The following is a 23,542-nucleotide window of genomic DNA, read 5'->3' as shown; positions in this document are numbered from 1 at the left end:
CCACCGCCAACCCGGCTACGCCTGCGGTTCGACCGCCTCGACGAGGACCTGGAGCACGTGCCGGTACGACTGTCCGGTGGCCCGGCTCATGCCCATCTCGCAGGTGCGGTTGCAGGAGGCATACGCGTCGTGGTCGCGCTCGTTGACCTCGGCGGCCTGGGCGGCGGTGGCGCCGGCGGTGACCTCGGGATGCAGCAGCCCCCGGTCACCGGCGAAGGCGCAGCACCCCCAACTGTCCGGCACGGTCACCGTGTCGGCGACCGCCTCGGCCACCGTGCGCAGGTCGTCACTGCCGCCCAGGTGCACCGTGGAGCAGGTGGGGTGCAGGGCCAGCGAGCCCAGCCGTCGGGGCTGCGGCAGCGCCGGCAGGAGGTGCTCGGCGGTGAAGGTCACGCTGTCGACGAAGCGCAGGGCGTCGTACCGTGCCCGGTCCTCCTCGGCCAGCGCGGCGGTCAGCTGGGTCAGCCCGTGTGTGCAGGACGACGCGTCGCACACGACGGGCAGGCGACCCTCGTCGCTGGCCTCCCACAGCGCGGCCAGGGTCCGCTCGGCCATCTCGCGGTGACCGGCGGGGTAGCCCTTGGACTGCCACGGCGTGCCGCAGCACAGGCCCGCCGTGGCGGCCGGCACGACGACCGGCACGCCGGCCAGCTCGCACAGGCGCAGGAACGCCGCCGCCGCACCGCCGGACGGGCCGTCGTCCGGCGCGAAGAGGCTGCCCACGCAGGCCGCGAAGAACACCGCCCGGGCGTCCGGCGCGCTGCGGGGTCGGGGGCGGGGAGCGCCGGCGCGCGGCATGTCGTCGCTCCACCGGGGTACGAGTTCGGTGGCGCCGAGTCCACGGATCACCCCGGTGGCGGCCCGGGTCAGCGGCGTCGGCACGGCGTGTGCGGCGGTCAGCCCGACCCGGACGCCGGCCACAGCGCCCTTCCAGTGCCGGGCGACACCGCGGGCGGTGCGCTGGGCGGCAGGGCTGTGCCGTTCGGCGCGCAGCCGCTTCATGGCCGCGCCGGTGTCGATGCCGACCGGGCAGGCGGTGACGCAGAGGCTGTCCGCGGCGCAGCTGTCCACCGCGGCGTACGCGTAGTCGGCGGTCAGCTCGCGGCGGCGCTCCTCGTCCCCGGCGGCGGTGGCGAGGGCGATCTGTCGTTGCAGGACGATGCGCTGCCGGGGTGTGGTGGTGACGTCGGCGGTGGGGCAGACCGGCTCGCAGTAGCCGCACTCGACGCAGGCGTCCAGCTCGGGGTCGACCGTCGGGACGGCCTTGAGCTGCCGCAGGTGCACGGTCGGGTCGTCGTTGAGCAGCACACCCGGGTTGAGCAGGCCACTCGGGTCGCACAGCCGCTTGAGGTCGCGCATCACGTCGTACAGGTCGTCGCCGTACTGGCGGCGGACGAAGGGTGCCATCGCCCGGCCGGTGCCGTGCTCGGCCTTGAGGGTGCCCCCCTCGGCGAGCACGAGGTCGACCATGTCCTCGGTGAACCGGGCGTAGCGGTCGATCTCGGCGGGTGTGTCGAAGGACTGGGTCAGCATGAAGTGCAGGTTGCCGTCGCGGGCGTGCCCGAAGATCACCGCGTCCGGGTAGCCGTGCCTGTCGAACAGGTCGATCAGCCCGTCGCAGGTGCCGGTCAGGCGCGGCATCGGCACCGCGATGTCCTCCAGCAGGGCCGTGGTGCCGGGCGGGCGGGCCCCGGCGACCGCCGTGTAGAGGCCCTTGCGCAGGTGCCAGAGCTTGGCCCGTTCGCGCGGGTCGCGGGTCAGTTCGGTGCCGGTGACGGCGGGCAGCCGGTCGAGCACACCCCGGGCGTCGGCAAGCGTCGCGGCCAGCCGCTCCGCGCTGTCCTCGGTGAACTCCACGAGCAGCGCGGCGTGCCCGGTGACCGTCAGGCCCCGCAGGGCCGCGCTGGCGTCCGGGTCGCGCTGGCTGACCCGCAGCGCGGCCGCGTCGAGCAGTTCGGCGGTGCGCGCACCGGCGGCGAGCAGGGCGGGCAACGCGTCGGTGGCGGCGCTGAGGCCGGGCAGGATCAGCAGGCCGGTGGCGGCGTGCTGGTGGATCTCGACGGTCCGGAAGACGGCCTCGGCCACGAAGCCGAGCGTGCCTTCGCTGCCGATCATCAGGTGGGCGAGCATGTCGGCCGGGCTGTCGTGGTCGAGCAGGGAGTTCAGCCCGTACCCCATGGTGTTCTTCATCGCGAACAGCCGCTCGATCGTGGCGCGCGACCCCGGTGTGGCGCGCACCCGGTCGCGCAGCCGCAGCAGCCCGGCGTGCAGCTCCGGCTCGTCGGCCCGCAGCCGGTCGTCGGCGTCGCGCGCGCCGGAGTCGACGACGGTGCCGGACGGCAGCACGAAGCGCAGCGACTCCATGGTGCGGTACGCGTTGTCGGTGGTGCCGCAGGTCATCCCGCTGGAGTTGTTGGCGACCATGCCACCGACCGTGCAGGCGGCCTCGCTGGCCGGGTCCGGGCCGAGCCGGCGTCGGTAGCGGGCCAGCCGGGCGTTGGCCTGCCGGATCGTCAGGCCCGGCTGGAGCCGGATGCGGCGGCCGTCGTCGAGCACCTCGGCGTGCCGCCAGTCGGTGCGCACGTCGACGAGCACGCCCGCGCCGCCGGCCTGCCCGGCGAGGCTGGTGCCGCCGCCGCGCAGGGTCAGCGGGACGCCGGCCTCCCGGGCGCCCGCCATCAGCGCCCCCACCTCGGCCGCCGAGGCGGCGCGCACCACGGCCTGTGGCTCGAACAGGTACGGCGAGGCGTCGTGCGCCGCCGCCAGCCTGCGGGGCAGCTCGCCGCTGGCCCGGCTCGGATCGTCGAGGCGTGAGCGCAGCAGCTCGGTGACCTCGCGGGCGCGGACGCCGGCGGCGGTCGGCGCGGGTACGACGGTGCTCATGGCGGGTCCTCCCGGGAGGGTGGTCAGTCGGCGGCGATCAGCAACCGGTCCGGAGCGGTGTCGACGGGTGCCGGCAGCCGCAGCGGTTGGCGACCGGGGGTGATGCTGCCGAGCACCGAGGCGTGCCGCGCGCCGGTGCCCGAGGGCAGGGTGCCCGGCAGCCCGTGCACGGTCAGGTAGCCCAGCAGCGCGAAGGCCAGCGCCTCCTTGGCGTCCGACGCCACACCCAGGTCGTCGCTGGACGACAGGTCGACGCCCGGCAACTCCTCGGCGAGCATGCGCAGCAGTGTCGGGTTGTGTGCGCCGCCGCCGGAGACGACGAGTCGGGTGACGCCGTGCTCGCGGCAGGCGTCGGCCACCGTGACCGCCGTCAGCCGGGTGAGCGTGGCCAGCACGTCCTGCGGGTCTGGCGTCGGCGCGTCGGCGAGGGCGGCGAGCAGGTACGGCAGGTGGAACAGCTCCTTGCCGGTGCTCTTCGGGCCGGGCTGCCGGTAGTACGGCTCATCGAGCAGCCGCCGCAGCAGGGCCTGGTCCACCTGCCCGGCCGCCGCCCCGCGCCCGTCCCGGTCGTACTCCTCGGTGCCGCCGCTGAAGTGCCGCACGGCGGCGTCGAGGAGCGCGTTGGCCGGCCCGGTGTCGTACGCGAGCGGGTCCGCGTCCGGCGCGACGACTGTGATGTTGGCGATGCCGCCCAGGTTCAGCGCGGCGGGGACGCCGGGCAGGCCCCGCAGCAGCAGCGTGTCGAACAGGGCGACCAGGGGAGCGCCCTGGCCGCCCGCGGCGACGTCGCGGGAGCGCAGGTCGGCCACGACCGGGAGACCGGTGGCCTCCGCGATCCAGGCCGGCTGGCCCAGTTGCAGGGTGCCCCGGACCACCCCACCGTCGACCCAGTGGTGCATGGTCTGCCCGTGCGACACGACCAGGTCGGCGTCTCCGTCGCACAGTTGGGCGAGCGCCCGCGCGCCGGCCTCGGCGAAGGCCTGACCGATGCCGGTGTCCAACACCGTGATCGCCTCGGTGGTGGTCGGCGCGGGCGGCAGGGCGGCGGCGATCCGGGTGCGCAGTTCGTCGGGGTACGGGTGGCTGAGCCGGCCCAGTGGCCGCATCCGCAGGGTGTCGCCGCTGCTGTCGAACTCGGCGGCGGCGGCTTCGATGCCGTCGTAGGAGGTGCCGGACATCAGGCCGATGACACGCATCACGGTCTCCTTCACGCCCGGCCGGCGGGCTCTGCCGCCGGGTCGTCGGCGTCGTCGCCGCGCCGGTGGTCGTAGGGCGCTGCCGGGGCCGCGTGGAACCGGCTCGACACCGCGCCGACCAGCAGGGTGATCAGGACTCCGATCGGCACCAGCCACTGCGCGGCGATGGCGGTGGGGACGGTGTGCCCGGCCGTCGTGACGTCGATCTTGACGTAGCGGACGATGTAGGTCATCACCGCCACGGTGACCAGGAAGGCGACGAAGGCGTCGACCTGGTTGGCCCGGCTGACCAGGCGGCCGAGCAGGAACGCCCCGAGCAGCGCCCCGTAGGTGTAGCCGGCGATGGTCAGACCGGTCAGGTAGACGTTGCCGGTGCTGGAGCTGAACGCGCAGGCGAAGGCCGCCATCAGCACCGCCCAGACCAGGGTCATCACCCGGGCGAGCCGCAGCATCGCGTCGTCGGAGGGCACCTTGCGGAAGAAGCTGTGGATGAAGTCGGCGACCGTGGAGTTCGACATCGAGTTCAGCGCCGACGACAGCGACCCCATCGCGGCGCCGAGGATGCCGGCGACCAGCAGACCCGAGATGCCCACCGGCAGGGCGTGCAGGATGAAGCTCGGGTAGAGGTTGTCGCTGCTGTTCAGGCCGAGTTCCTTGAAGGTCTGACCCTTGTTGTACGACCACAGCAGCGCGCCGACCAGGGAGAACGCCGCGAACTGGATGACCACGAAGATGCCCGAGGAGATCATCGCCTGCTGTCCCTCGCGCAGCGTGCGGGTGGACAGGATGCGCTGGACGATCAGCTGGTCCGAGCCGTGGCTGGCCATCGCGAAGATCGCACCACCGATGATCGCGGTCGGCAGGGCGAACGGGCTGGTGAGCACGTGCGCGAGGTCGAGGTTGGTGTCGAAGAGCTGGAACTTGCCGGCGTCCAGCGCCTGCGAGTAGCCGTCGAAGCCGACGGCGTGGCTGAGCACCGCGATGGCCAGGATCGCCCCACCCAGGTAGAGCCCCATCTGGATGGCGTCGGTCCAGATGACCGCCTTGATGCCGCCGAGGTAGGTGTAGATCACCGTGATCAGGGTCAGGACGATGATGATCGCCTGATAGCCGACATTCAGCCCAAACTCGTCGAGGAGCAGCTTGATGGGGATGGCCGAGGCGAACAGCCGTACACCCTCGGCGAGCAGGCGGGTGAAGACGAACGTGACAGACGCCAGACCCTGGAGTTTCAGGCCGAACCGCTCACCGAGGTACTGGTAGGCGCTCACGAAGCCACCCCGCTTGTAGAGCGGGATGAGCACCGCGGCCACGACCACTCGACCGATCACGTAACCCAGGGCCAGCTCGACGTTGCCGAACCCCTGCCCGCTGTAGGCGCCACCGGGGACGCTGATCACGGTCAGGACGCTGGTCTCGGTGGCGACCACGGAGAACGAGACGGTCCACCACGGCAGTCGACCCTCGCCCACGAAGTAGTCCTTCGCGGACTTCTGTTTGCCGGACAGGCGTAGTCCGACATAGGCGATCACCACGAGGTACAGCACGATCACGACAAGGTCGAGTTGACGCACGGCTCGCTCCCAACCAGGAGTTGTCAATAAGTGACGCATGTCTAGCGTATCGCGAAACTTTTTGCCAGTCCCCGCCCGGGCTGGCTACGCTGTGGTCCCGGCCTGCGGATACGGGGGATGCGGGGCCCGGCGCAACGGCCCACATCCACCGTGCCGTCCAGGCTGGCACGGTCGGAACGGCGCGTTGCGGACCCGGCGCCCGACGAGCCGCTGCCCGTCGTCCGACCGGCGACTGAACACCAGCGAGAGGAACGAGTAACCCCGTGGACCTCAGCACCCTCGGCACCGAGACCCGCAACGACAAGACCAGCGACCTCGACCTGATGTCCCCCACCGAGCTGCTCCTCGCGATGAACGACGAGGACCAGACGGTGGCCCAGGCGGTCCGCCGGGCCGTGCCGGACATCGCGGCCGCCGTCGACGTCGTCGTGGCATCGTTGCGCCAGGGCGGGCGGTTGATCTATGTCGGTGCCGGCACCAGCGGTCGGATCGGCATGCTCGACGCCGTCGAGATCCCACCCACCTTCGGTACGTCGCCCGACCGGGTTCTCGGCCTGCTCGCCGGGGGAGCGCGCGCCTTCGGCGTCGCCGTCGAGGGCGCGGAGGACGACCCGAACCGTGCCGTCGCCGACCTCGACGCGGTCGGCCTGACCGCCCGCGACACGGTGGTCGGGCTCGCCGCCAGCGGCCGTACGCCCTATGTGGTGGGCGGGCTGGAGCACGCCCGCGCGCTCGGCGCGTCGACCGTCTCGGTGGCCTGCAACTCCGATGCGGTGATCAGCCGGTACGCCGACGTCGCCATCGAGGTGCCCACCGGCCCCGAGGTGCTCACCGGCTCCACCCGGCTCAAGGCCGGCACCGCCGAGAAGCTCGTCTGCAACATGCTCTCGACCGCCACGATGGCCCGGCTCGGCAAGGTCTACGGCAACCTGATGGTGGACATGAACGCCACGAACGAGAAGCTCGTCGACCGGGCACGTCGGATCGTCGCCGAGGCCGCCGACACCGATCTCGACAGCGCCGCGCGGGCGCTCGCGGCGGCGAACGGGCACGCCAAGACGGCCATCGTGCTGCTGCTCGCGAACTGCACCGCCGAGGAGGCCGCAGCCCGGCTGCGCGACGCCGACGACGACGTCCGGGCGGCGGTCGCGGCCTGAGACGCGGCGGCCGCGCCGACGGCCGCCTGCTCGCCCTCGCCTCGATCCAGAGTCGACGAAGCGCCCCGTCCGGGTCGGACGGGGCGCTTCGTCGTGTCAGCCGAGCTTCGGGTAGGAAACCGTTCGGTCCCCGTCGGCGGCGGTCGCGGTGGCCAACTCGATCCGGGGGGACCGGTCCGGCGGGAGGTGGGCATGGTCGGCGATGACGACGACGTCCACCTCCCCGTCGATCATGGCCTGCTCGACGGTCTCCCACGATGCCCGCAGTATTCCCGCGAATCGGTACGAGTGTCGGCGAAGGTGCGCAAGACACGTCGCGACGGCGGGCTCCGCCGGTTCGATGTCGGCGGGAATCCAGATAACGGCTATCTCCATGGTCCTCTCCTGATCAACGTCGTGGACGCGAGTGGGTGATCAGGAGTTGTCGTGGCGGTGGGGGACCCCGCTCCACCGGTCGGCTGGCAGCGCGCCTGTCGACGGCGGTGACGGTGCGCCCTGGGCCCAGCGACGCGCTGGGCGGGGCAGCCTCGGCTGGCGACGTGGGTGCATCGGTGCCGCCGGTGCTGGCACCGGTGGGCGCCGACGCGAGGGCCAGCACGAGCGCCGGTGGCCCCGACGCGGGACGGGCGGGTGACCGGGGCGGCTCGTCGGTGACCGCGGCCGTCGCCACCCGCGCCCGACCCGGTGTCCGGCCGTCGGAGGTGCCGTGCACGACCGGGGACACCGTCGCCGGCACGGGCATCGCCGGTGCCGACCGCGAGGCGGCGCGTGCCGCCGTGGAGGCCGGGTTCGACGGTGTGGGCGTGGCCCGCGGCGGCGACGGCGACGGGCGGGCCGGCCGCGTCGGTACGACGGTGGAGGGATCGACCGGCAGCGTCGGCAGCGGGACGGCCGACGGCAGGGGAGCGGCGGACGGCAGGGGGAGTGCGGTCGGCAACGGCAGGGGGGCGGACAGCCGCACCTCGACGAGGTCGGGCACCCGCACGGTGATGGTGCTCGGCGAGGTGCCGACCTCCACCAGCTGGAGACTCGTCGGCAACGGTAGCGGCGTGTCGGCGTGGGCGGGGTTGGTGCCCAGGGCCGCGCCGAGCGCTGCGGCCCCGAACGCCGCCGCCGGAAGGCTGTGCCGCAGCCGCATCAGACGGAGGCCACCGACAGTTGCGCCGCGAGCCCGGCCCGGCCCGATTCACCGGTACGGTGCCGCCGGCCGAGCGGTTGCCCGTCGCGTTCTGCCGTTCCCTCCATACGCGAGTTCTTGCCCCGGGAATCCCCGGCCTACACCTTCTGTCGATGTCTGGGTGGCTGGCTTGCGCGTCCGACCTGGACGCGGGCGCCGACGGATCACACCCGGGCTTCGGCGGGCGCCGGGGCGGGTTCGAGCGGCAGGTCGCGCATCCGGCGGATCGGGGTCGACAGATAGATGATCGGGGAGAGCACGGTGAGCGCGCCGAAGATCAGCAGGGTCGTGCGCGCGCCGAGCGGCCCGGCCAGGACGCCGGCGAGCAGACCGCCGAGCGGAATGGCGCCCCAGGAGACGAACTTGACAGTGGCGATCACCCGCGAGAGAAGCTCCGGCGGACTGGCGAGCATCCGGTACGTGCGAGTGGTCACGCTGAGCACCACCGTGGAGCCGGCGAAGACGAGATTCCCGACGGCGAAGGCGACGTAGGCGGCGGTGCCGGTGCCCAGCGGGATCATGAGCGCGCCGACCACGCCGACGAAGGCCGCGATGATCAGACCACGTGCGGTGCCGAACCGGTCGGTGAAGCGCGTGGTCAGCGCGGCACCGATGAGCGTGCCGAGCCCGTCGGCGGCGAGTAACAGCCCGACCAGGAGCGGCGACGCGTGCAGCTCGCGGACCAGGTAGAACGGGACGAGAGCCAGCATGGCGCCGTTGACGAAGTTCGTCGCGGTGGCGTCCCACATCGCCGGCCCGATGATCGGGTGTCGCAGCACGTAGTGCCAACCCTCGCGGATCATCGTGACCATCGGTGGCCGCTGGTCCGGTTGCCGCACCTGCCGGGCCGGCAGGGTGCGCAGCAGCACCGCGGAGACCACATAGCTGACGGCGTCCACGAGCAGCGTGGGCACCGCTCCCACCAGTTGCACCGCGAGCCCGCCCAGGGACGGCCCGCCCAACTGGGTGGCGGCATGGGTGCCCGAGTTGAGACTGTTGCGTGCCTGCAGCTGGGCGGCCGGCACGATCTCCGGCAGGAACGTCTGGTTCGCCACGTCGAACAGCACGTTGGCGAAGCTCACGACCAGGGCGACCACGACCAGGTGGGCCACCGTCAGGGCGTCGTACCACCAGGCCAGGGGGACGGACGCGATGGCGAGGGCCCGGACCAGGTCCAGGGCGACCTGCATGCCGCGCAGCGGCACGCGCTGCACGATCACCCCCGCCGGCAGACTGATCAGGAGGTACGCGAGATAGCCGGCCGCCGTGATCAGTCCCATGTCGAACGCCGACGCGTCCAGCACGACAAGCGCGGTCAGCGGCAGGGCCACCCCGCCGACCGCCGAGCCGAGGTGGCTGGTCGTGCTGGCCACCCACCAACGCCAGAACGCAGTAAGTTCCATAATGGAACTCAATATAGCCGTGCGGGCACGGGCGGTCGACCCGGCAACCCGGGCCGTGGCGCCGGCCGTACGGCCGGGCCGTGCGCCGGGGCAGCCGAGCCCGACTCGACGCTCCCCCGTCCCTCCCCTGTGGGGGTGGGCTCTGCTTACGGGAGCACGAGTTTCGCGCGGACGGCGGCGGCGTCCGGGTGGTTCAGGGCGGTGAGGATGTCCAGCGCCAGTTGCCAGTCGGCCCGCGCGGAGGCGGGGTCGCCGAGGGCGGCGCGGGTGTCGCCCAGTCGGCTGAGGGTGTCCGCCTCGCCCCAGCGGTCGCCGAGGTCCCGAGTCAGCTCGAGCGTGCGCTCGTAACAGTGCACGGCCTGGTCGTACTGGCCGAGGTGGTGGTGGGCGAAGCCGAGGCTGTCCCAGGTGGCCGCCTCGCCCGCGTGGTCGCCGAGCTGCTGGAGGAGTTGGAGCGCCTGCTCGCAGTACGCCAGGGCCGAGCTGTGCTCGCCGAGCTGGGCGTGGCACCACCCGACCGCGTTGAGCGCGTCGGCCTGGGCCCTGTCGTGGCCCGCGGCCCGGGCCAGGGTGAGAGTCCGCATCGAGTGCTCCAGGGCCTTCCGCGGCTCGCCCTGCCGGTCCCACAGCGCGGCAAGATTCTGGTGCGTACGCGCCTCGCCCTCGGTGTCCCCGCCGAGGACGTACAGCGCCAGAGCGCGTTCGAGGTGGTCGTGCGCGTCGGCATAGTGACCGACCACGGTGTGGGCGCCGGCGAGGAATCGGTGCGCGACAGCCTGCGCGACTCCGTCGCCGAGACGTTCGGCGGCGAGCAGGGCCGCCCGGCAGGTCTCGACGCGGTCGTGCCAGTGCCCCTGCCGGTCCAGGAAGGTGTCGAGAGCCCGCCCCAGCCGCCACACGTGCACGTCGAAGCCGGCGCCGGCGGCCTGCCGCAGCGCGGCGAGCAGGACCGGGTGTTCGGCCGTCAGCCAGGCCATCGCCTCGGCGTGGGTGGTGGGCCGTTCGGAGAGCACGCCGGCCACGGGCGCGGCCCTGAGGTGGTCCACCGGGTCGGCGTTGGGGCGCAGCAGTTCGTCGGCGGCGTGGGCGGTGTGGGTGTAGTGGTCGAGCAGCCGGGTCGTGGCGGCCCTGCGGTCCGACTCGGGATCGGTGTCGTCGGCGAGTTCGGTGGCGTACGCCCGCAGCAGGTCGTGCGCGGTGAACCGCCCGGGCCGGTACTCGGTGAGCAGGTTGGCGCGGGTCAGTTCGGTGAGCAACCGGCGGGCCGCAGCCGCGGTGAGACCGGCCAGGCTGGCCGCTGCGGGCACCGTGATGTCCGGGCCGGGGTGCAGACCCAGCAGCCGGAACAGCCCGGCCGCTGGTGCGGTGAGCGAGGTGTACGACCAGGAGAACACCGCCCGCATCTCGCCGACGGCGTCACCCGCGTCCAGTACGCCGAAGCGCTGACCGGCGGTGCCCAACTCGCCCGCGAGGGTGGCCAGCGGGAAGCCGGACTGCTGGGCCCTGGCGGCGGCGATGCTCAACGCCAACGGCAGGCGGGCACAGGCGGTGATGATCGCCTCGGCGGCCTCCGGCTCGGCGACCACCCGCTGCGCACCGAGCCGGTTGGTGAGCAGGTCGTTGGCCGCTTCCCGGGTGAGCAGGCCGAGCGGGAGCGGGTGCGCGCCGTCGAGGCTGACCAGAGAGGTGAGCTGGTTGCGGCTCGTCACCAGTACCAGCGTGCCGGGTGCGCCGGGCAGCAGCGGACGGACCTGTTCGGCGTCCCGGGCGTTGTCCAGCACGATGAGGATCCGCCTGCCCGCCAGCACACTGCGGTACAGGGCGGCCTGGGCGTCGAGTTCGGCGGGCACCCGCGCGGCCGGTACGGCGAGCGCGTCCAGGAAGCCGCGCAGCGCCGTCGCCGCGCTCAGAGCCTGCCCGCCCGGGTCGAAGCCGCGCAGGTTGACGTAGAGCTGACCATCGTCGAACCGTTCGGCGACGCGGTGGGCCCAGCGCACGGCCAGGGCGGTCTTGCCCACCCCGGCGGTGCCCGAGATCGCCGCTACCACAACGGCGGTGGGCGCGGTGGCGAGCTTGTCGAGCCTGGCCAGTTCGTCGTCGCGGCCGGCGAGCCTGGCCACGTCTGCGGGTAACTGCCGGGGCACCAGCCGGTCCGGTGCGCGCGGCGCGCGGCGGCGGCTCTCGTCGATCCGGTCCCGGGCGGTGGCCAGCGCGCCCTGCTCGGCTGGCGTGGCGCCGAGCAGTCGCGCCAGATCGTCGAGCCGGTCGGTGGGCGGCAGCGTCTTTCCGGTGAGGTATTCCGCGATCGCCGTGTGCGACCAGCCGGTGCGCGCGGCCAACTCCCGGTAGGTCAGCTCACCGCCGCCCAGTTGGCGAGCGTGCCTGCGCCGCAACGCCCGCAACAGCCCGGCCAGGTCGTCGAGCGTTTGCGCCCCGGTGGCATCCAGCGCCCGGCCCCCCACACTCGACTGCTGACGTACGTCAATGTACGGCGGTGTACGGGATTCCGGCCAGAGGCTCGGTCCGATCGGCGATCCTGCTCGCGTGCAGAGCGCACCGACCGCACCCAGTGGAGGTAACGTGCCCGTACAGCTCAAGTCTCTGGTCACGGCCCTGACCGTGCTCGCGGCAACCCTCGCCGTCCCGGCGGCGGCCGCCTCGGCGGCGCCCGACGCGTCCGTCTGCACGACGAAGGCGGCGTGCGCCGACGGCGGCCTGCGCGCGACGTCGTCGGGCGGCAAGACTCGCACCACAGGTGACATCACGACGAACGCGATCCCGGTGCCGACGCCGCCCGCGTTCCCGCCGGGCACCCCCTGCTACCGCGAGGAGGTCTCCGAGCAGGTCTACGAGACAGCCACCTACACCACCATCTACACGTTGTACTTCCAGGCGAGTGTCTGCCTGTTCGCCAACGAGATCGTGCTGTACGGCCTGGACACCTCCCTCTCCTTTCCCAACGACGTGCAGGACCCCCGACTGACCTCGATGCGGTTCGTCGTGCGGGACCAGGTCGTCACCTACAGCCCGACCGAAAAGGACGGTTACTCCGAGCTGTGGGTGACCTTCTGCCCCGACCCGGCGCAGCCGAGCACCTGCCAGCGCTACCTGCACCGGCTGGGCCTCATCTTCAACCCCGCCTGGGTCTACCCGTTCTCCGTGTTCCAGCGCCTGGGCTGACCGGGCGACGACCTTCCTTCCGTGACTGATCAGGGCGTCTTCAGCTCCCACGACGTGGAGCGCCCTGATCACTCGTGACGGCGCCGGTTGCCAGCGGATCTCGGCGGCGTTACGTTGGGATCTCATCGACGGATGTCTACGTCGCAACGTACGGGGGCCGTATGTCCACGCCTGTCACTCGTCGCACCGTCCTGGCCGGTGGGGCCGGTGCCGCCATCGGCCTGGCCCTGCCCGGCCTCGCCGCCCACGCCGGTGGCCGCCATCCCACCACCGTGAGCTTCACCCTCGACGCGACAACGCTCGACGGCGGCGAACAGATCACCTCGGTCACCCTCGACACCCGCCGGCTCGGGCCGATCGACCCGGCCGGGCTGACCCCCGCCACGTTCAGCGTGCACGCCAAGGCCACCAGCCCGCTCCCGATCGCTCCCGGCGACCAGATCTTCAGCGAGTACGACCTGGACCGCACGGTGACCGCGGCCCGCCTCGACCGGCACGGCAACATCGTGCTGGAGCTGAGCCACGCCGAAGGTCAACCCGGCGGCGGCACCCTCGGCTACATCCTGAGCAAGGGCCGCAACGTCCGGCTGGACCTCGTCTACACCATCACGCAGAACGCCCCGATCGCCCGGCGCCACGGCTCGCCGGTCACCATCACGCGCTTCCTGCAGGGACGGCTGTCGAACCCCGAGGTGGACGCCTTCACCCACCACGTCTCGGGCTCGGGTATGAAGTACCGGCTGTACTCCCCCGACCACTCGCCCCGGCACGGTCGACGGCCGCTGATCGTCTGGCTGCACGGCGCCGGCGAGGGTGCCTCGTTGCCCGACGACTACTACGACAACGAGACCACCCTGCGCGCCAACCGGGGGGCGCTCGGCTTCGCCACTGCGCAGGCGCAGCGGATCTTCTCCGGCGCGTACGTCGTGGCTCCGCAGAGCACCTCCTACTGGATGGAGGACGGCCCCCGGTTCGCCCCGCTGATCCGCGAGATCATCCAGGACCTGGTCCGCCGCAAGCGCGTCGACCCCGACCGGATCTACGTGGTCGGTTGCAGCAATGGCGGCTACATGTCGCTGGAGATGACTGTGGCATATCCCGACCTGTTCGCCGCGTCGGTGCCGATCTGCGGCGTCGTCGAGCCGCTCGGCGGGGAGGGCCCGCCGCTGATCACCGACGCGGAGCTGGCGGGGATTCGGACCCCTACCTGGCTGGTCACCTCGCTCGACGACGACACCGTGCCACCGGAGACCAACACGATCCACGCCCACGACCTCATCCCGGGATCGCTTGTCAGCCTGTACGACCACGTCGTCTGGAACGGCTACCAGTTCCCCGGCCACTGGTCCTGGATCTACGTGGCCCGCAACGACCCGAGCCTCAACGGCGCCCACATCTGGCAGTGGATGGCCCGCCGCCGTCGGTGAGCGCAGGGAGTGCGGCCGCCCGAACCCGGTCGGCCGCACTCCCTCGACTCAACACCACGTCAGCGTCGAGTTGACCCGCGTGACGTTGCTGATCGTGTTGTTCGCCCCACCGCAGGGGCTCTGGGTGATGTTGGTGCCGCTGACGGTCAGGTTCTGCAACCGGATGCCGGAGGAGATCGGAAACTCGCTGCGCGCCGCGATCCGCACCTCACCGCCGCCGGTCACCGTCCCGGACACCCCGGCGATGACCACGTTTTGACATCCTCGCCGTCCTGAAAGACGGAGATTCCCTCCACGCTGCGAGTGGGACACACGGCGTCCGGGTGGGTTACCGCTTCGCCGCGCGGTGCCAGCACGGATGCTGGTCTTATCTGCGCTCCACGGTCGTTGAAGTCCGCCTGTCCGGCGGCCTTGATGTTCTTCGCAGCGTTGACGTCCCGGTCGTGTGCTGCGCCGCACGGACAGTCCCACGCTCGGACGTTCAGCGCTATCTTGTCGTTGACCCGGCCGCAGTCGGAGCACTTCCGGGTCGACGGGAAGAACCTGTCCACCCGGGCGAATGTGCGCCCGTACCGGGCGGCCTTGTACTCCAGCATGTCCGTGAACGACGACCATCCAGCGTCGTGCACGGACTTCGCGAGCCGAGTCCTGCCGAGACCGACCACGCACAGGTCCTCGACGTACACCGCTTGGTTGTCGCGGATGATCGATGTCGAGAGCTTGTGCTGCCAGTCCCGTCGGGAGTCGGCCACCCGCGAATGAGCGCGGGCGACCTTCACGACGGCCTTCTTGCGGCGGTTGCTGCCCCTGGTCTTGCGGGACAGGTCCTGCTGCAACCGCTTGAGCTTGCGGGCCGCACGGCGCAGGAACTTCGGTGCGGTCACCTTCGTGCCATCGGACATGACCGCGAAGTGGGTCAGGCCCAGGTCGACACCGATCTCGTAGTCCGTCTCCGCCAGCGGCGCGTCGGTGGTGTGGACCACGAACGAGGCGAAGTACCGCCCGGCCGCGTCCCGGATGACCGTGACCGAGCTGGCCTCAGACGGCAGGCTGCGCGACCACCGAACCGACATGTCACCGATCTTCGGCAGCCGAAGTCGACCGTTGTCGAGGACCTTGAACCGGCTGTTCCTGGTGAACCGGATCGCTTGCCGGTTGTCCTTGCGGGACCGGAATTGGGGCGGTGCCACCGTGCGGCCCTTGCGCTTCCCGGTGATCGAGGAGAAGAAGGTGCGGTAGGCCATGTTCAGATCCGCGAGGGCCTGCTGCAAGACCACAGCGGACACCTCGCCCAACCACGCCCGATCCGGCATGTCCTTGGCCTGCGTGATGACCCGCTTGGACAACTCTCCGTCCGAGACGTACCCCTCGCCGGCCTCACGTGCCTGCTGACGCAGACGCAACCCGTCATTGAACACCACCCGGGCACACCCGAACGCCCTCGCCAGTGCGCTGCGCTGTACAGCATCCGGATAGACCCGGAAGTTGTAACGAAGCAGCATGAGTCCGAGTTTCGCACGTTGGCCTATGCCAAATATTGATGACACCCCGCACCGTAGAAATGGTTTTGTTCTACCCGCCGCCGGACGGTCTTGTCCTGCTGGGAAAGGGCATCGCTCCTCCTGGGCTGGATCGGCTCCGGACGAGCCCGGACGGGTGTCGGCGACGGCGCGCCTCGCAACCGGCGGGCGACTATTCCAGGTGGAAGGTGGCCGAGGCACGCTCGGCGCTCGAACTCACCGGCTCCACGTAGAGCAGGCCGCCGCGGTGGCGCACGTGTCGGCCCGGGAAGTTCTGCGACTCCAGGGAGATCCCGGCGCTGTCGGCGAGGCCGGCTTGACGACGGAAGCTCGCGTCACCGCCGAACAGCGCCGAGCCGTCGTTCTTCTCGACGTACAGGGCGTAGCCCCGGTGGCGCAGGTAGTACCCGGGGAAGTTCGTCGACTCCAGCGACACCGACCCACCGCCGGCGAGCCCGTTGACGATCCGGAACTGCGAGTCCGCCAGATTCGTCACGTTCGGCTCGATCCGGGCCCGGTACTCCCAGTGCCGGATGTAACTGGTGGCCAGGTCGTGCGACCGCAGCCGGACCGGGGTGGCCCCGTCGGGCACCGGAATGCCGAAGTTCGGGGTGCCGTCGGCGTTCCAGTACACCTTCTGCAGCCGGGTCCGCCGGTTCGGATCGTTGAGCGGATCGCCGCTGATGTCGCGGTAGTTGCGGTCGTGATAGACCAGGATGTCGCTCTGCCCATCCTCGGAGACGGTGAACGAGTTGTGGCCGGGGCCGTACTGGCTGGTGGCGGCGTTACTGACGAACACCGGGTTGGGGCTCTTGCTCCAGGAGCCGGCGTCGAGCAGGTTCGCGGTGGTGGAGGCGCTCAGCATCCCGAGGCAGTAGTTGGCGTCGGTGGCGCTGGCCGAGTAGGTCAGGAAGATGCGGCCGTTGCGTTGGATCACCGCCGGCCCCTCGGCGACCCGGAAGCCGCGGGTCTCCCAGTCGTACGTCGGCACGACGAGCCGGGTCACGGTGCCGGTGATCTGCCAGGGGTTGGCACCCATCCGGGCGAGGTAGACGTTCGAGTTGTTGGAGATGCCCGGCTCCTGCTGCGCCCAGGTCAGATAGCGCACCCCGTTCGCGACGAAGGTCGAGGCGTCCAGGCTGAAGGTGTCCCAGGGTGTCGTGATCCGTCCGCGTTCGGTCCACGAACCGGTGAGCGGGTTGGCGCTGGCGTTCTCCAACGCGTACATCCGGATCCGCCACACGTCGTCGGCCCGGCCGGCGGCGAAGTAGATGTACCACCTGTTGTTGATGAAGTGGATCTCCGGTGCCCAGATGTGGGCGCCCATCTCTCCGCTGGTGTGCCGGCTCCAGATCGTCGACTCCGCCGCCGTCGCCAGCCCCTGCAGGGTGGTCGCCCGTCGCAGCACGATCCGGTCGTACTGCGGCACGGTGGCGGTCAGGTAGTAGTAGCCGTCGGTGTGCCGGAAGATGTGCGGGTCGGCCCGTTGGTTCACCAGCGGGTTTGTGTAGTTGACGGCCGGTGCGGCCTGCGCCGGCCCCGCCGCTGGCAGGCCGGCCGTCACGGCGAGCACCACCAACACCGCGGCCACGACCGACCGTAGGCGTCGGGGGGTGTGGCGGTCGGCGTGGGGGAGTGGCAGCGGCATCTGTCCTCCGTGAGGTTCGTGGGCGACCGGTGGTCAGGACGGCGGTATCGGCCGACCTGTCGGGGTCGAATCGCCCGAGCAGCGACGCGAACCGGGCGGCGTCCCGCCGGGGACGGAGAGCGAGCGGACCGGAAACATGACGGTGGCGTTGCGTCCAGGTTGCGTCATAGTGTTGGCGTTAACATCGACGCGTGTCAAGGAATTCTGGCCGTGACCTGCACCGTCTGGTCTGCCGGCCTCACATCCGGGCTCTCAGCACGTCGACCTCGCAGCCGGGCGCGGAGGGGTCGAAGCCGTGTTCGACGAGCCATCGCACCGCCCGCAGGCTGCGCAGGGACCACCACCCGCGGATCACGTCCAGGTCGACGTCGGTGCCGTAGCCGGCGACGACGTCGTCCAGGTGCTCCTCGTGCCCGAGCGTCAGACTGGCGAGGTCGTACAGGGCATCGCCCTGGCTCGCCTCGGACCAGTCGACCACGCCGGTCACCTCGTCCCCGTCGACGAAGACGTGGGTGATCTGCAGGTCCCCGTGCGTGAACACCGGTGCCCACGGTCGGAGCGCGGCTTCGGCGACCCGGCGGTTGCGGGTGACCAGATCGGCCGGAAGGACACCGTTCCTGACGAGCAACTCGCACTCGCCGTCGAGGTGCGCGGCGATCTCGTCGACGCTTCGACCGGGCCATGGCGGCAACGGCGCGTCGTGCAGCATCCGTACGGCGGCACCCGCCGCCGCCCACGCCCCCGCCGACGCGGTCGACGGTTCGCCGAGGCGGCCGAGCGCCGTGCCGGGAAGGGCGGCGAGCGCGAGCACGGGCGGCCTGCGCCACAGCACCTCCGGCGTCGGGATCGGTGCCATCGCCATCGCCGCGACCTCGACATCGGTGCGCCTCTGATCGGCGTCGATCTTCAGGAACACCGCACCGACGCGCAGGGTGGCGCGCTCGTGATGGGCAACGACGACCTCGACCTCCTCCACGCGAACCATTGTCGCGGGGGCGGCCACCGCCGTCACCGGCTTCTGTGCCGGCCCACGGTCAGGGGGCGACCAGGCCGGTCCGGTACGCGACGACGACGGCCTGGACCCGGTCGCGCAGGCCCAGCTTGGCCAGGATCCGGGCGACGTGCGTCTTCACTGTCGCCTCCGACAGGTGCAGGCGACCGGCGAGCTCGGCGTTGCTCAGGCCGTGGGCCAGCAGGCCCAGCACCTCCAGCTCACGCGGGGTCAGGGCGGACAGGTCCCGGTGGGTGGTCGGCGGGTCGGTGTCGCGTTGGGCGAACCGTTGCACCAGCCGCCGGGTGATCGTCGGCGCCAGCAGCGCGTCGCCGGATCGGACCAGCCGGACCGCACCCACCAGATGCTCCGGAGTGACGTCCTTGAGGAGGAATCCGCTGGCGCCCGCGGTGAGTGCCGCGTACACGTACTGGTCCAGGTCGAAGGTCGTGAGCATGATGATGCGCGGCGCCTCGCCAACACCGGCGAGGATCTGGCGGGCGGCCGCGAGACCGTCCAGGTCAGGCATCCGGATGTCCATCAGGACCACGTCGGGCCGGTGCCGGTGGACCGCGTCGACCGCCTCGACCCCGGTCGTCGCCTCGGCGACCACGTCGATTCCGTCGGCGGTCAGGATCATCCGGAACCCGGCCCGGACCAACGCCTGGTCGTCAGCGACCACCACCCGCAGTGGTGTGGTCATGCCTCGCCCCCCAACGGTGCGCCCGTCCGACCGTCGCCCGCGACGCCGTCGACCACGACATTCTCCATCGGGATCAGGGCCTGGACACGGAACCCGCCGGTGAGTCGTGGACCCGCCGCGAGCGTGCCACCGTAGACCGCGAGCCGTTCGCGCAGACCGATCAGCCCTCGCCCGGTGCCGGTGGTCACGCCGGCTCGGCCGCCGGTGTCGGTGACCTCGACGCGCAGGTGCTCCCCGCCGTACTCGACGAGCACACGGACGGATGCGCTGGCAGCGTGTTTGACCGCGTTCGTCAACGCCTCCTGCACCAGCCGGTAGACGGTCAGCTCGATGCCCGACGGCAGCGGCCCCCGCTGCCCGCGGACGACGAGCTCGACCGTGACCCCCGAGTCGCGGACCCGCTGCACCAGCGCGTCCAGCCCGTCGAGACCGGGCTGCGGCACCAGGTCGGACCCACCCTCCTGCCCGAGAACGTCGTCGTCCATGGTGAGCAGACCCATCACGTGCCGCAGCTCGGTCATCGCCGCCCGACCACCGGCCTCGACCGCGAGCAGCGCCGCCCGGGCGTCCGCGGGCCTGGACTCCATCACCTTGCGGGCCGCGCCGGCCTGGATCACCATCACGCTCACGTTGTGGGTCACCACGTCGTGCAACTCCCGGGCGATCCGGGCCCGTTCGACCTCCGTCGCCCGGCGCAGCGCCTCGACCTGCTCGTGCTCCATGGCCACCATCCGCGCCCGGCCCTCGTCGGCGTGCTCCTTCCACCGGCGTAGCCCGTCGGCCGCCACCGCGATCGGCAGCAGGATCAAAAACGGCACGGCGCTGTCGGACACCGAGCTGGCGTCCGACTGCAACCCCGCGTGCAGGAACGCGGCCGCCGGCAGGCTGGCCAATGCCAGGATCTTGTACGGGCTGAAGACAGCGGCGCTGTAGCCGGCCACCACGCAGGCGAAGAAGGACAGCCGCAGCGCGGCCGGATTTTGGTCGACCAGCCCGGCGCTCGCCAGCACCACCCAGAGCGTCCCCAACGGGTACCGGCGGCGGAACACCAACGGAAGCACGACGAGCAGGAGCAGCGCCGCCGTCCAGCCGGTGCCGTCGTCCTCGACTGGCAGGAAGGGCGGCCACACCGGGTCGGGTGGCACCGGCGGCCCTCGCCAGAGCTCACCCCGATCCACCTCGACCCGGTACGGCCTCGGCCCGTCCGCGTCACCCGTACCCGCCTGGATCGCGAGGAGACCGAGCCCCAGCGCCAGGAGCGCGTCGAACAGCTGCCCCCGGCGCGACAACTGCGGCACCTGGCCGACCGGACGCGCCAGGGACCGGATGTGCGACCACAGCCGGATCACCACCGCACGTCCCGTCATCGGTTCATTCTCGGTGCCGACCGCGCCGGTGGGCATCCGCCTGGCGAGCGGTGTCGCTACATCACACGCCTACCTCGCAGGGATGACGCCGCCACCGCTCATCCCGACGCGGTACCGAAGATGCCTCCCGCTGCCGATGTGTCCGACTCGTCCCCGCCCCTAGCGTCAGCCTCGCCAGCTCACCACCACCTGAGGAGACGGGGACATGACCACACCGCTTATCGAGTTGCACGAGGTGACACGCCGGTACGACGAAGGGCCACCGGCGCTGCGTGCGGTGTCGTTGAGTGTCGCGCCCGGCGAGGCGGTGGCGATCCTCGGCCCGTCCGGCAGCGGCAAGTCGACGATGCTGAACCTGGTGGCCGGGCTGGACCGGCCGAGCACCGGCACGGTCACCGTCGACGGGGTGCGGGTCGACCAGCTCGGCGAGGCGGCCTCCGCCCGGTACCGCAGGGCCCGGATCGGCCTGGTGTTCCAGTTCTTCAACCTCCTCGACGACCTGACCGTCGCCGACAACGTCATGCTGCCGGCACAGCTGGCCGGGATGGGCCGCGGCACCGCCCAGCGGCGGGCGACCGAACTGCTCGGCCGGCTCGGCGTCGACCGACACGCCGGCGCGTACCCCGGGAGGCTCTCCGGCGGTGAACGGCAGCGGGTCGCCGTCGCCCGCGCGCTGATGAACCGGCCGCCGCTGCTGCTGGCCGACGAGCCGACCGGGGCGTTGGACACCGCCTCCGGCGAGGAGGTCATGCGCCTGCTGACCGAGTTGCACGCCGACGGCCAGACCATCGTCGTGGTCACCCACGACCTGGTCCTCGCCGAGCGGTGCGCAACCCGGACCGTCCAGCTCCTGGACGGGCAGGTCGCCGCCGACTCCGCGTTGGAGCGGATCCGATGAGCGCGCTGGCTCGGGTTGTCCGTGCCGGGGTCGGGCGGCGACGCGTACAGACTGTCGTGATCGGTTTGGTCGTGATGATCGCGGTGACCTCGGCCGTCCTCGGCGGTTCGCTGATGGTGGCCTCCCGGGGACCCTTCGACCGGGCCTTCAGCCAGCAGCAGGGCGCGCACCTCGCCGCCCAGTTCGACGCGGACGCGGTCACCGAGGCGCAGCTGGCCGCCTCCGCGAGCGTCGCCGGGGTCGCCGGGTCGGCGGGACCGTTCCCGAACGCGGAGCTGAACCTGACCAGCCCGATGGGTAACCCGATGCCGCCGCTGACCGTCGTCGGGCGTGCCGATCCGGGCGGCGCGGTCGACCGGGTCGACGTCGTCGACGGCCGGTGGGCGACCGGACCGGGGGAGATCGTGCTGGCCACGGGGGAGAATCTGCGGTTGCCACCGAAGGTGCTCGGCCAGCGGTGGACGGTGTCCGACGCACCGGGCAGCCCGTCGGTGACAGTCGTCGGGCTGGCCCGGTCGGCCAGTCAGACCGCCGACGCCTGGACCACCCCGGCGCAGCTCGTGGCCTGGACCGGCCCCGACGGCCCGCGCGCCTACCAGATGCTCTACCGCTTCACCGAGGCCGGCACGGCCGCCCAGGTCCAGGCCGGTCGGACCGCGGTGCAGGCGTCCCTCCCCGCTGCCGCGCTCGACAGCGCCGTGTCGTGGCTCGACGTCCGCCGGGAGGCCACCGGCGAGACAGTCCTGCTGGTGCCGTTCCTGATCGCCTTCGGCATGCTGGGTGTGGTCATGGCGGTGCTGATCATCGGCAACGTCATCGCCGGCGCGGTCTCCACCGCCACCCGCCGGATCGGCATCCTCAAGGCGCTCGGCTTCACGCCGGCCCAGGTGGTCCGCGCGTACGTGGGGCAGGCGCTCATCCCGGCCACTGTCGGTGCGGCGCTCGGTGTGGTCGCCGGCAACCTCCTGACCGTGCCGATCCTCGCCCAGACCGACCGGATCTACGGTACGGACGACAACGGGGTCGCGCTCTGGGTCGACGCGGTGGTGGCCGGCGGCGCGCTCACCCTCGTGGCGGTGACCGCCCTGGCCGCCGCGGCCCGGGCCGGCAGGTTGCGCAGCGTCGACGCGCTCGCCGTCGGGCGTACCCCCCGGCCCGGCCGCGGTCGGTGGGCGGCCCGCCTGACCAGCCGGCTGCCGGTCTCCCGGCCGGTGACGCTCGGCCTGGCCCACCCCTTCGCCCGACCGGTACGGGCGGTGAGCGTGGTCGCCGCGATCGCGTTCGGCGCGGCCGCGGTCACCTTCGCGGTCGGTCTCGGTACGTCGCTGAACCGGATCCAGGAGGTCGAGGACATCGCCGACGTCCAGGTCGGGCAGCCGCACCGGATGCCGCAGGGCGGGCCGCCGCCGGGGCCGGGGCAGCCGCCGGGCCCGGGGCAGCGACCGGGTCCGGTGCAGGAGCAGCCGTTCGGCGACCCGGCAGCGATCGAGCGGGTGATCGCCGACCAGGCGGGCACCGACGGGTACCTGGGCATGGCCCGCAGCGAGATCACCGCCGCGGGGATCACCGGCGAGCTGGACGCGGTCGCGGTCACCGGGCCGGACGCTGCGCGCTACTACCGGATGGTGTCGGGGACCTGGCTGACCGGCCCGGCGCAGATCGTCGTCTCGACGCCGTTCCTCACGGCGGCCGGAAAAGGGGTCGGTGACCGCATCGTGCTGACCGACAAGGGCGTCGACATCCCCGTCACGATCGTCGGTGAGGCGTTCAACATCGACGACGACGGCATGCAGGTCGTCACCGACATCGCCACGCTGCGGGCGGCCGAGCCGGAGCTGGCACCGTCGACGTACTACGTCACGGTGGAGCCCGGCACCGACGCCCGGGCGTACGCCACGGCGTTGACGGCGGCCCTGGACCCGCTCGGCGCGGTGGCCGACGGCCTCAGCCACGAGCCCGACGAGATGATCATCATCATCAACGCGCTGACCGGGCTGCTCAGCCTCCTGCTGATGATCGTCGCCGGCCTCGGCGTGCTGAACACGGTGGTCCTGGAAACCCGGGAACGCGTCCACGACCTGGGCGTGCACAAGGCGCTCGGGATGACGCCCCGGCAGACCACGGTGATGGTCATCGCCTCGGTCGTGGTCACCGGCCTGGTCGGCGGTGCGGTCGGTGCGGGGGTCGGCGTGCTGCTGCAACGCACGGTCATCACCGAGATGGCGAGCAGCGTGGGCTTCCGCCTGCCGGACGCGATCCTGGACGTGTACGGCTCGGTCGACCTGTTGCTCTTCGGTCTCGGCGGGTTGGTCATCGCCGTGGTCGGCGCCCTGCTGCCGGCCGGCTGGGCGGCGAAGACCCGGGTCGCGGTGGCACTGCGAACCGAGTGACGAGAAGTGACCGCCGCTCACGGGGTTG

The 23,542-nt window shown here is 71.8% G+C and carries 18 protein-coding genes; 5 read left to right on the top strand and 13 right to left on the bottom strand.

Annotated features, from left to right (window positions below):
- Positions 1 to 15 precede the first annotated feature (15 nt).
- From AB0B57_RS26275 to AB0B57_RS26265, 3 genes are read right to left on the bottom strand one after another with little or no spacing between them, the layout of a single operon-like run.
- Positions 16 to 2,883, bottom strand: coding sequence for an FAD-binding and (Fe-S)-binding domain-containing protein (locus AB0B57_RS26275; RefSeq protein ID WP_357075117.1), 2,868 nt, complete (start codon positions 2,881 to 2,883; stop codon positions 16 to 18).
- Positions 2,884 to 2,906: 23 nt separating this feature from the next.
- Positions 2,907 to 4,079, bottom strand: coding sequence for an anhydro-N-acetylmuramic acid kinase (locus tag AB0B57_RS26270; RefSeq protein WP_357075114.1), 1,173 nt, complete (start codon positions 4,077 to 4,079; stop codon positions 2,907 to 2,909).
- Between the two features lie 11 nt (positions 4,080 to 4,090).
- Positions 4,091 to 5,653 carry a sodium:solute symporter gene (locus AB0B57_RS26265; protein WP_357075111.1) on the bottom strand — a complete coding sequence of 521 codons (1,563 nt, stop codon included), beginning with the start codon at positions 5,651 to 5,653 and terminating at the stop codon, positions 4,091 to 4,093.
- 263 nt (positions 5,654 to 5,916) lie between these two features.
- On the opposite strand from AB0B57_RS26265, the gene murQ reads away from it, so the two are divergent.
- The gene (gene murQ, locus AB0B57_RS26260; RefSeq protein ID WP_357075109.1) at positions 5,917 to 6,810 is read left to right on the top strand and encodes an N-acetylmuramic acid 6-phosphate etherase; all 894 of its coding nucleotides are present in this window, start codon (positions 5,917 to 5,919) and stop codon (positions 6,808 to 6,810) included.
- A gap of 96 nt (positions 6,811 to 6,906) precedes the next feature.
- Here murQ and AB0B57_RS26255 read toward each other — a convergent pair whose 3' ends face one another.
- From AB0B57_RS26255 to AB0B57_RS26240, 4 genes are all read right to left on the bottom strand, one after another.
- Positions 6,907 to 7,185 carry a hypothetical protein gene (locus AB0B57_RS26255; RefSeq protein ID WP_357075106.1) on the bottom strand — a complete coding sequence of 93 codons (279 nt, stop codon included), beginning with the start codon at positions 7,183 to 7,185 and terminating at the stop codon, positions 6,907 to 6,909.
- Positions 7,186 to 7,198: 13 nt separating this feature from the next.
- Positions 7,199 to 7,948, bottom strand: coding sequence for a hypothetical protein (locus tag AB0B57_RS26250; protein WP_357075103.1), 750 nt, complete (start codon positions 7,946 to 7,948; stop codon positions 7,199 to 7,201).
- Positions 7,949 to 8,151: 203 nt separating this feature from the next.
- Positions 8,152 to 9,390, bottom strand: coding sequence for an MFS transporter (locus AB0B57_RS26245; RefSeq protein WP_357075100.1), 1,239 nt, complete (start codon positions 9,388 to 9,390; stop codon positions 8,152 to 8,154).
- Positions 9,391 to 9,536: 146 nt separating this feature from the next.
- The gene (locus tag AB0B57_RS26240; RefSeq protein ID WP_357075098.1) at positions 9,537 to 11,852 is read right to left on the bottom strand and encodes a tetratricopeptide repeat protein; all 2,316 of its coding nucleotides are present in this window, start codon (positions 11,850 to 11,852) and stop codon (positions 9,537 to 9,539) included.
- Between the two features lie 118 nt (positions 11,853 to 11,970).
- Here AB0B57_RS26240 and AB0B57_RS26235 point away from each other — a divergent pair, with 118 nt between their 5' ends.
- Positions 11,971 to 12,570 carry a hypothetical protein gene (locus AB0B57_RS26235; RefSeq protein WP_357075095.1) on the top strand — a complete coding sequence of 200 codons (600 nt, stop codon included), beginning with the start codon at positions 11,971 to 11,973 and terminating at the stop codon, positions 12,568 to 12,570.
- A gap of 161 nt (positions 12,571 to 12,731) precedes the next feature.
- On the top strand, positions 12,732 to 13,997 hold the full coding sequence (locus tag AB0B57_RS26230; RefSeq protein ID WP_357075092.1) for a PHB depolymerase family esterase: 1,266 nt from the start codon (positions 12,732 to 12,734) through the stop codon (positions 13,995 to 13,997).
- A 48-nt stretch (positions 13,998 to 14,045) separates the two neighbouring features.
- Here the strand turns inward: AB0B57_RS26230 and AB0B57_RS26225 are convergent, their stop codons facing one another.
- The 6 genes from AB0B57_RS26225 to AB0B57_RS26200 form a co-directional block, all read right to left on the bottom strand.
- The gene (locus AB0B57_RS26225; protein WP_357075089.1) at positions 14,046 to 14,249 is read right to left on the bottom strand and encodes a hypothetical protein; all 204 of its coding nucleotides are present in this window, start codon (positions 14,247 to 14,249) and stop codon (positions 14,046 to 14,048) included.
- A complete protein-coding gene (locus tag AB0B57_RS26220) occupies positions 14,219 to 15,499 on the bottom strand; it encodes a transposase (RefSeq protein WP_357075086.1) in 1,281 nt (426 codons plus the stop codon). Before AB0B57_RS26220 ends, AB0B57_RS26225 begins: the two co-directional genes overlap by 31 nt.
- Positions 15,500 to 15,689: 190 nt before the next feature.
- Positions 15,690 to 17,165: a family 43 glycosylhydrolase gene (locus AB0B57_RS26215; RefSeq protein WP_357075084.1), complete on the bottom strand. Its 1,476-nt coding sequence runs from the start codon at positions 17,163 to 17,165 to the stop codon at positions 15,690 to 15,692.
- A gap of 238 nt (positions 17,166 to 17,403) precedes the next feature.
- The gene (locus AB0B57_RS26210; protein ID WP_357075247.1) at positions 17,404 to 18,150 is read right to left on the bottom strand and encodes a phosphotransferase; all 747 of its coding nucleotides are present in this window, start codon (positions 18,148 to 18,150) and stop codon (positions 17,404 to 17,406) included.
- 49 nt (positions 18,151 to 18,199) lie between these two features.
- On the bottom strand, positions 18,200 to 18,859 hold the full coding sequence (locus tag AB0B57_RS26205; RefSeq protein ID WP_357075081.1) for a response regulator transcription factor: 660 nt from the start codon (positions 18,857 to 18,859) through the stop codon (positions 18,200 to 18,202).
- Positions 18,856 to 20,226 (bottom strand): histidine kinase, encoded by a 1,371-nt coding sequence (locus AB0B57_RS26200; RefSeq protein ID WP_357075078.1) that lies wholly within the window; start codon positions 20,224 to 20,226, stop codon positions 18,856 to 18,858. Before AB0B57_RS26200 ends, AB0B57_RS26205 begins: the two co-directional genes overlap by 4 nt.
- Positions 20,227 to 20,431: 205 nt before the next feature.
- Between AB0B57_RS26200 and AB0B57_RS26195 the strand changes: the two genes are divergently transcribed.
- A complete protein-coding gene (locus AB0B57_RS26195) occupies positions 20,432 to 21,124 on the top strand; it encodes an ABC transporter ATP-binding protein (RefSeq protein ID WP_357075075.1) in 693 nt (230 codons plus the stop codon).
- A complete protein-coding gene (locus AB0B57_RS26190; RefSeq protein ID WP_357075072.1) occupies positions 21,121 to 23,514 on the top strand; it encodes an FtsX-like permease family protein in 2,394 nt (797 codons plus the stop codon). Before AB0B57_RS26195 ends, AB0B57_RS26190 begins: the two co-directional genes overlap by 4 nt.
- Positions 23,515 to 23,542 lie beyond the last annotated feature (28 nt).

Source organism: Micromonospora sp. NPDC049101 (genome assembly GCF_040648675.1).
Lineage (GTDB): Bacteria > Actinomycetota > Actinomycetes > Mycobacteriales > Micromonosporaceae > Micromonospora.
Note: the sequence above shows the minus strand (reverse complement) of the source record. Positions and strands in the feature narration are given on the sequence as shown.

What these genes read in the sequence shown, in the direction of transcription:
- AB0B57_RS26275 (WP_357075117.1), bottom strand. Translation starts at nt 2,883, where the DNA reads ATGAGCACCGTCGTACCCGCGCCGACCGCCGCCGGCGTCCGCGCCCGC.
- AB0B57_RS26270 (WP_357075114.1), bottom strand. Translation starts at nt 4,079, where the DNA reads ATGCGTGTCATCGGCCTGATGTCCGGCACCTCCTACGACGGCATCGAA.
- AB0B57_RS26255 (WP_357075106.1), bottom strand. Translation starts at nt 7,185, where the DNA reads ATGGAGATAGCCGTTATCTGGATTCCCGCCGACATCGAACCGGCGGAG.
- AB0B57_RS26250 (WP_357075103.1), bottom strand. Translation starts at nt 7,948, where the DNA reads ATGCGGCTGCGGCACAGCCTTCCGGCGGCGGCGTTCGGGGCCGCAGCG.
- AB0B57_RS26245 (WP_357075100.1), bottom strand. Translation starts at nt 9,390, where the DNA reads ATGGAACTTACTGCGTTCTGGCGTTGGTGGGTGGCCAGCACGACCAGC.
- AB0B57_RS26230 (WP_357075092.1), top strand. Translation starts at nt 12,732, where the DNA reads ATGTCCACGCCTGTCACTCGTCGCACCGTCCTGGCCGGTGGGGCCGGT.
- AB0B57_RS26220 (WP_357075086.1), bottom strand. Translation starts at nt 15,499, where the DNA reads ATGCTGCTTCGTTACAACTTCCGGGTCTATCCGGATGCTGTACAGCGC.
- AB0B57_RS26215 (WP_357075084.1), bottom strand. Translation starts at nt 17,165, where the DNA reads ATGCCGCTGCCACTCCCCCACGCCGACCGCCACACCCCCCGACGCCTA.
- AB0B57_RS26210 (WP_357075247.1), bottom strand. Translation starts at nt 18,150, where the DNA reads ATGGTTCGCGTGGAGGAGGTCGAGGTCGTCGTTGCCCATCACGAGCGC.
- AB0B57_RS26205 (WP_357075081.1), bottom strand. Translation starts at nt 18,859, where the DNA reads ATGACCACACCACTGCGGGTGGTGGTCGCTGACGACCAGGCGTTGGTC.
- AB0B57_RS26200 (WP_357075078.1), bottom strand. Translation starts at nt 20,226, where the DNA reads ATGACGGGACGTGCGGTGGTGATCCGGCTGTGGTCGCACATCCGGTCC.
- AB0B57_RS26195 (WP_357075075.1), top strand. Translation starts at nt 20,432, where the DNA reads ATGACCACACCGCTTATCGAGTTGCACGAGGTGACACGCCGGTACGAC.
- AB0B57_RS26190 (WP_357075072.1), top strand. Translation starts at nt 21,121, where the DNA reads ATGAGCGCGCTGGCTCGGGTTGTCCGTGCCGGGGTCGGGCGGCGACGC.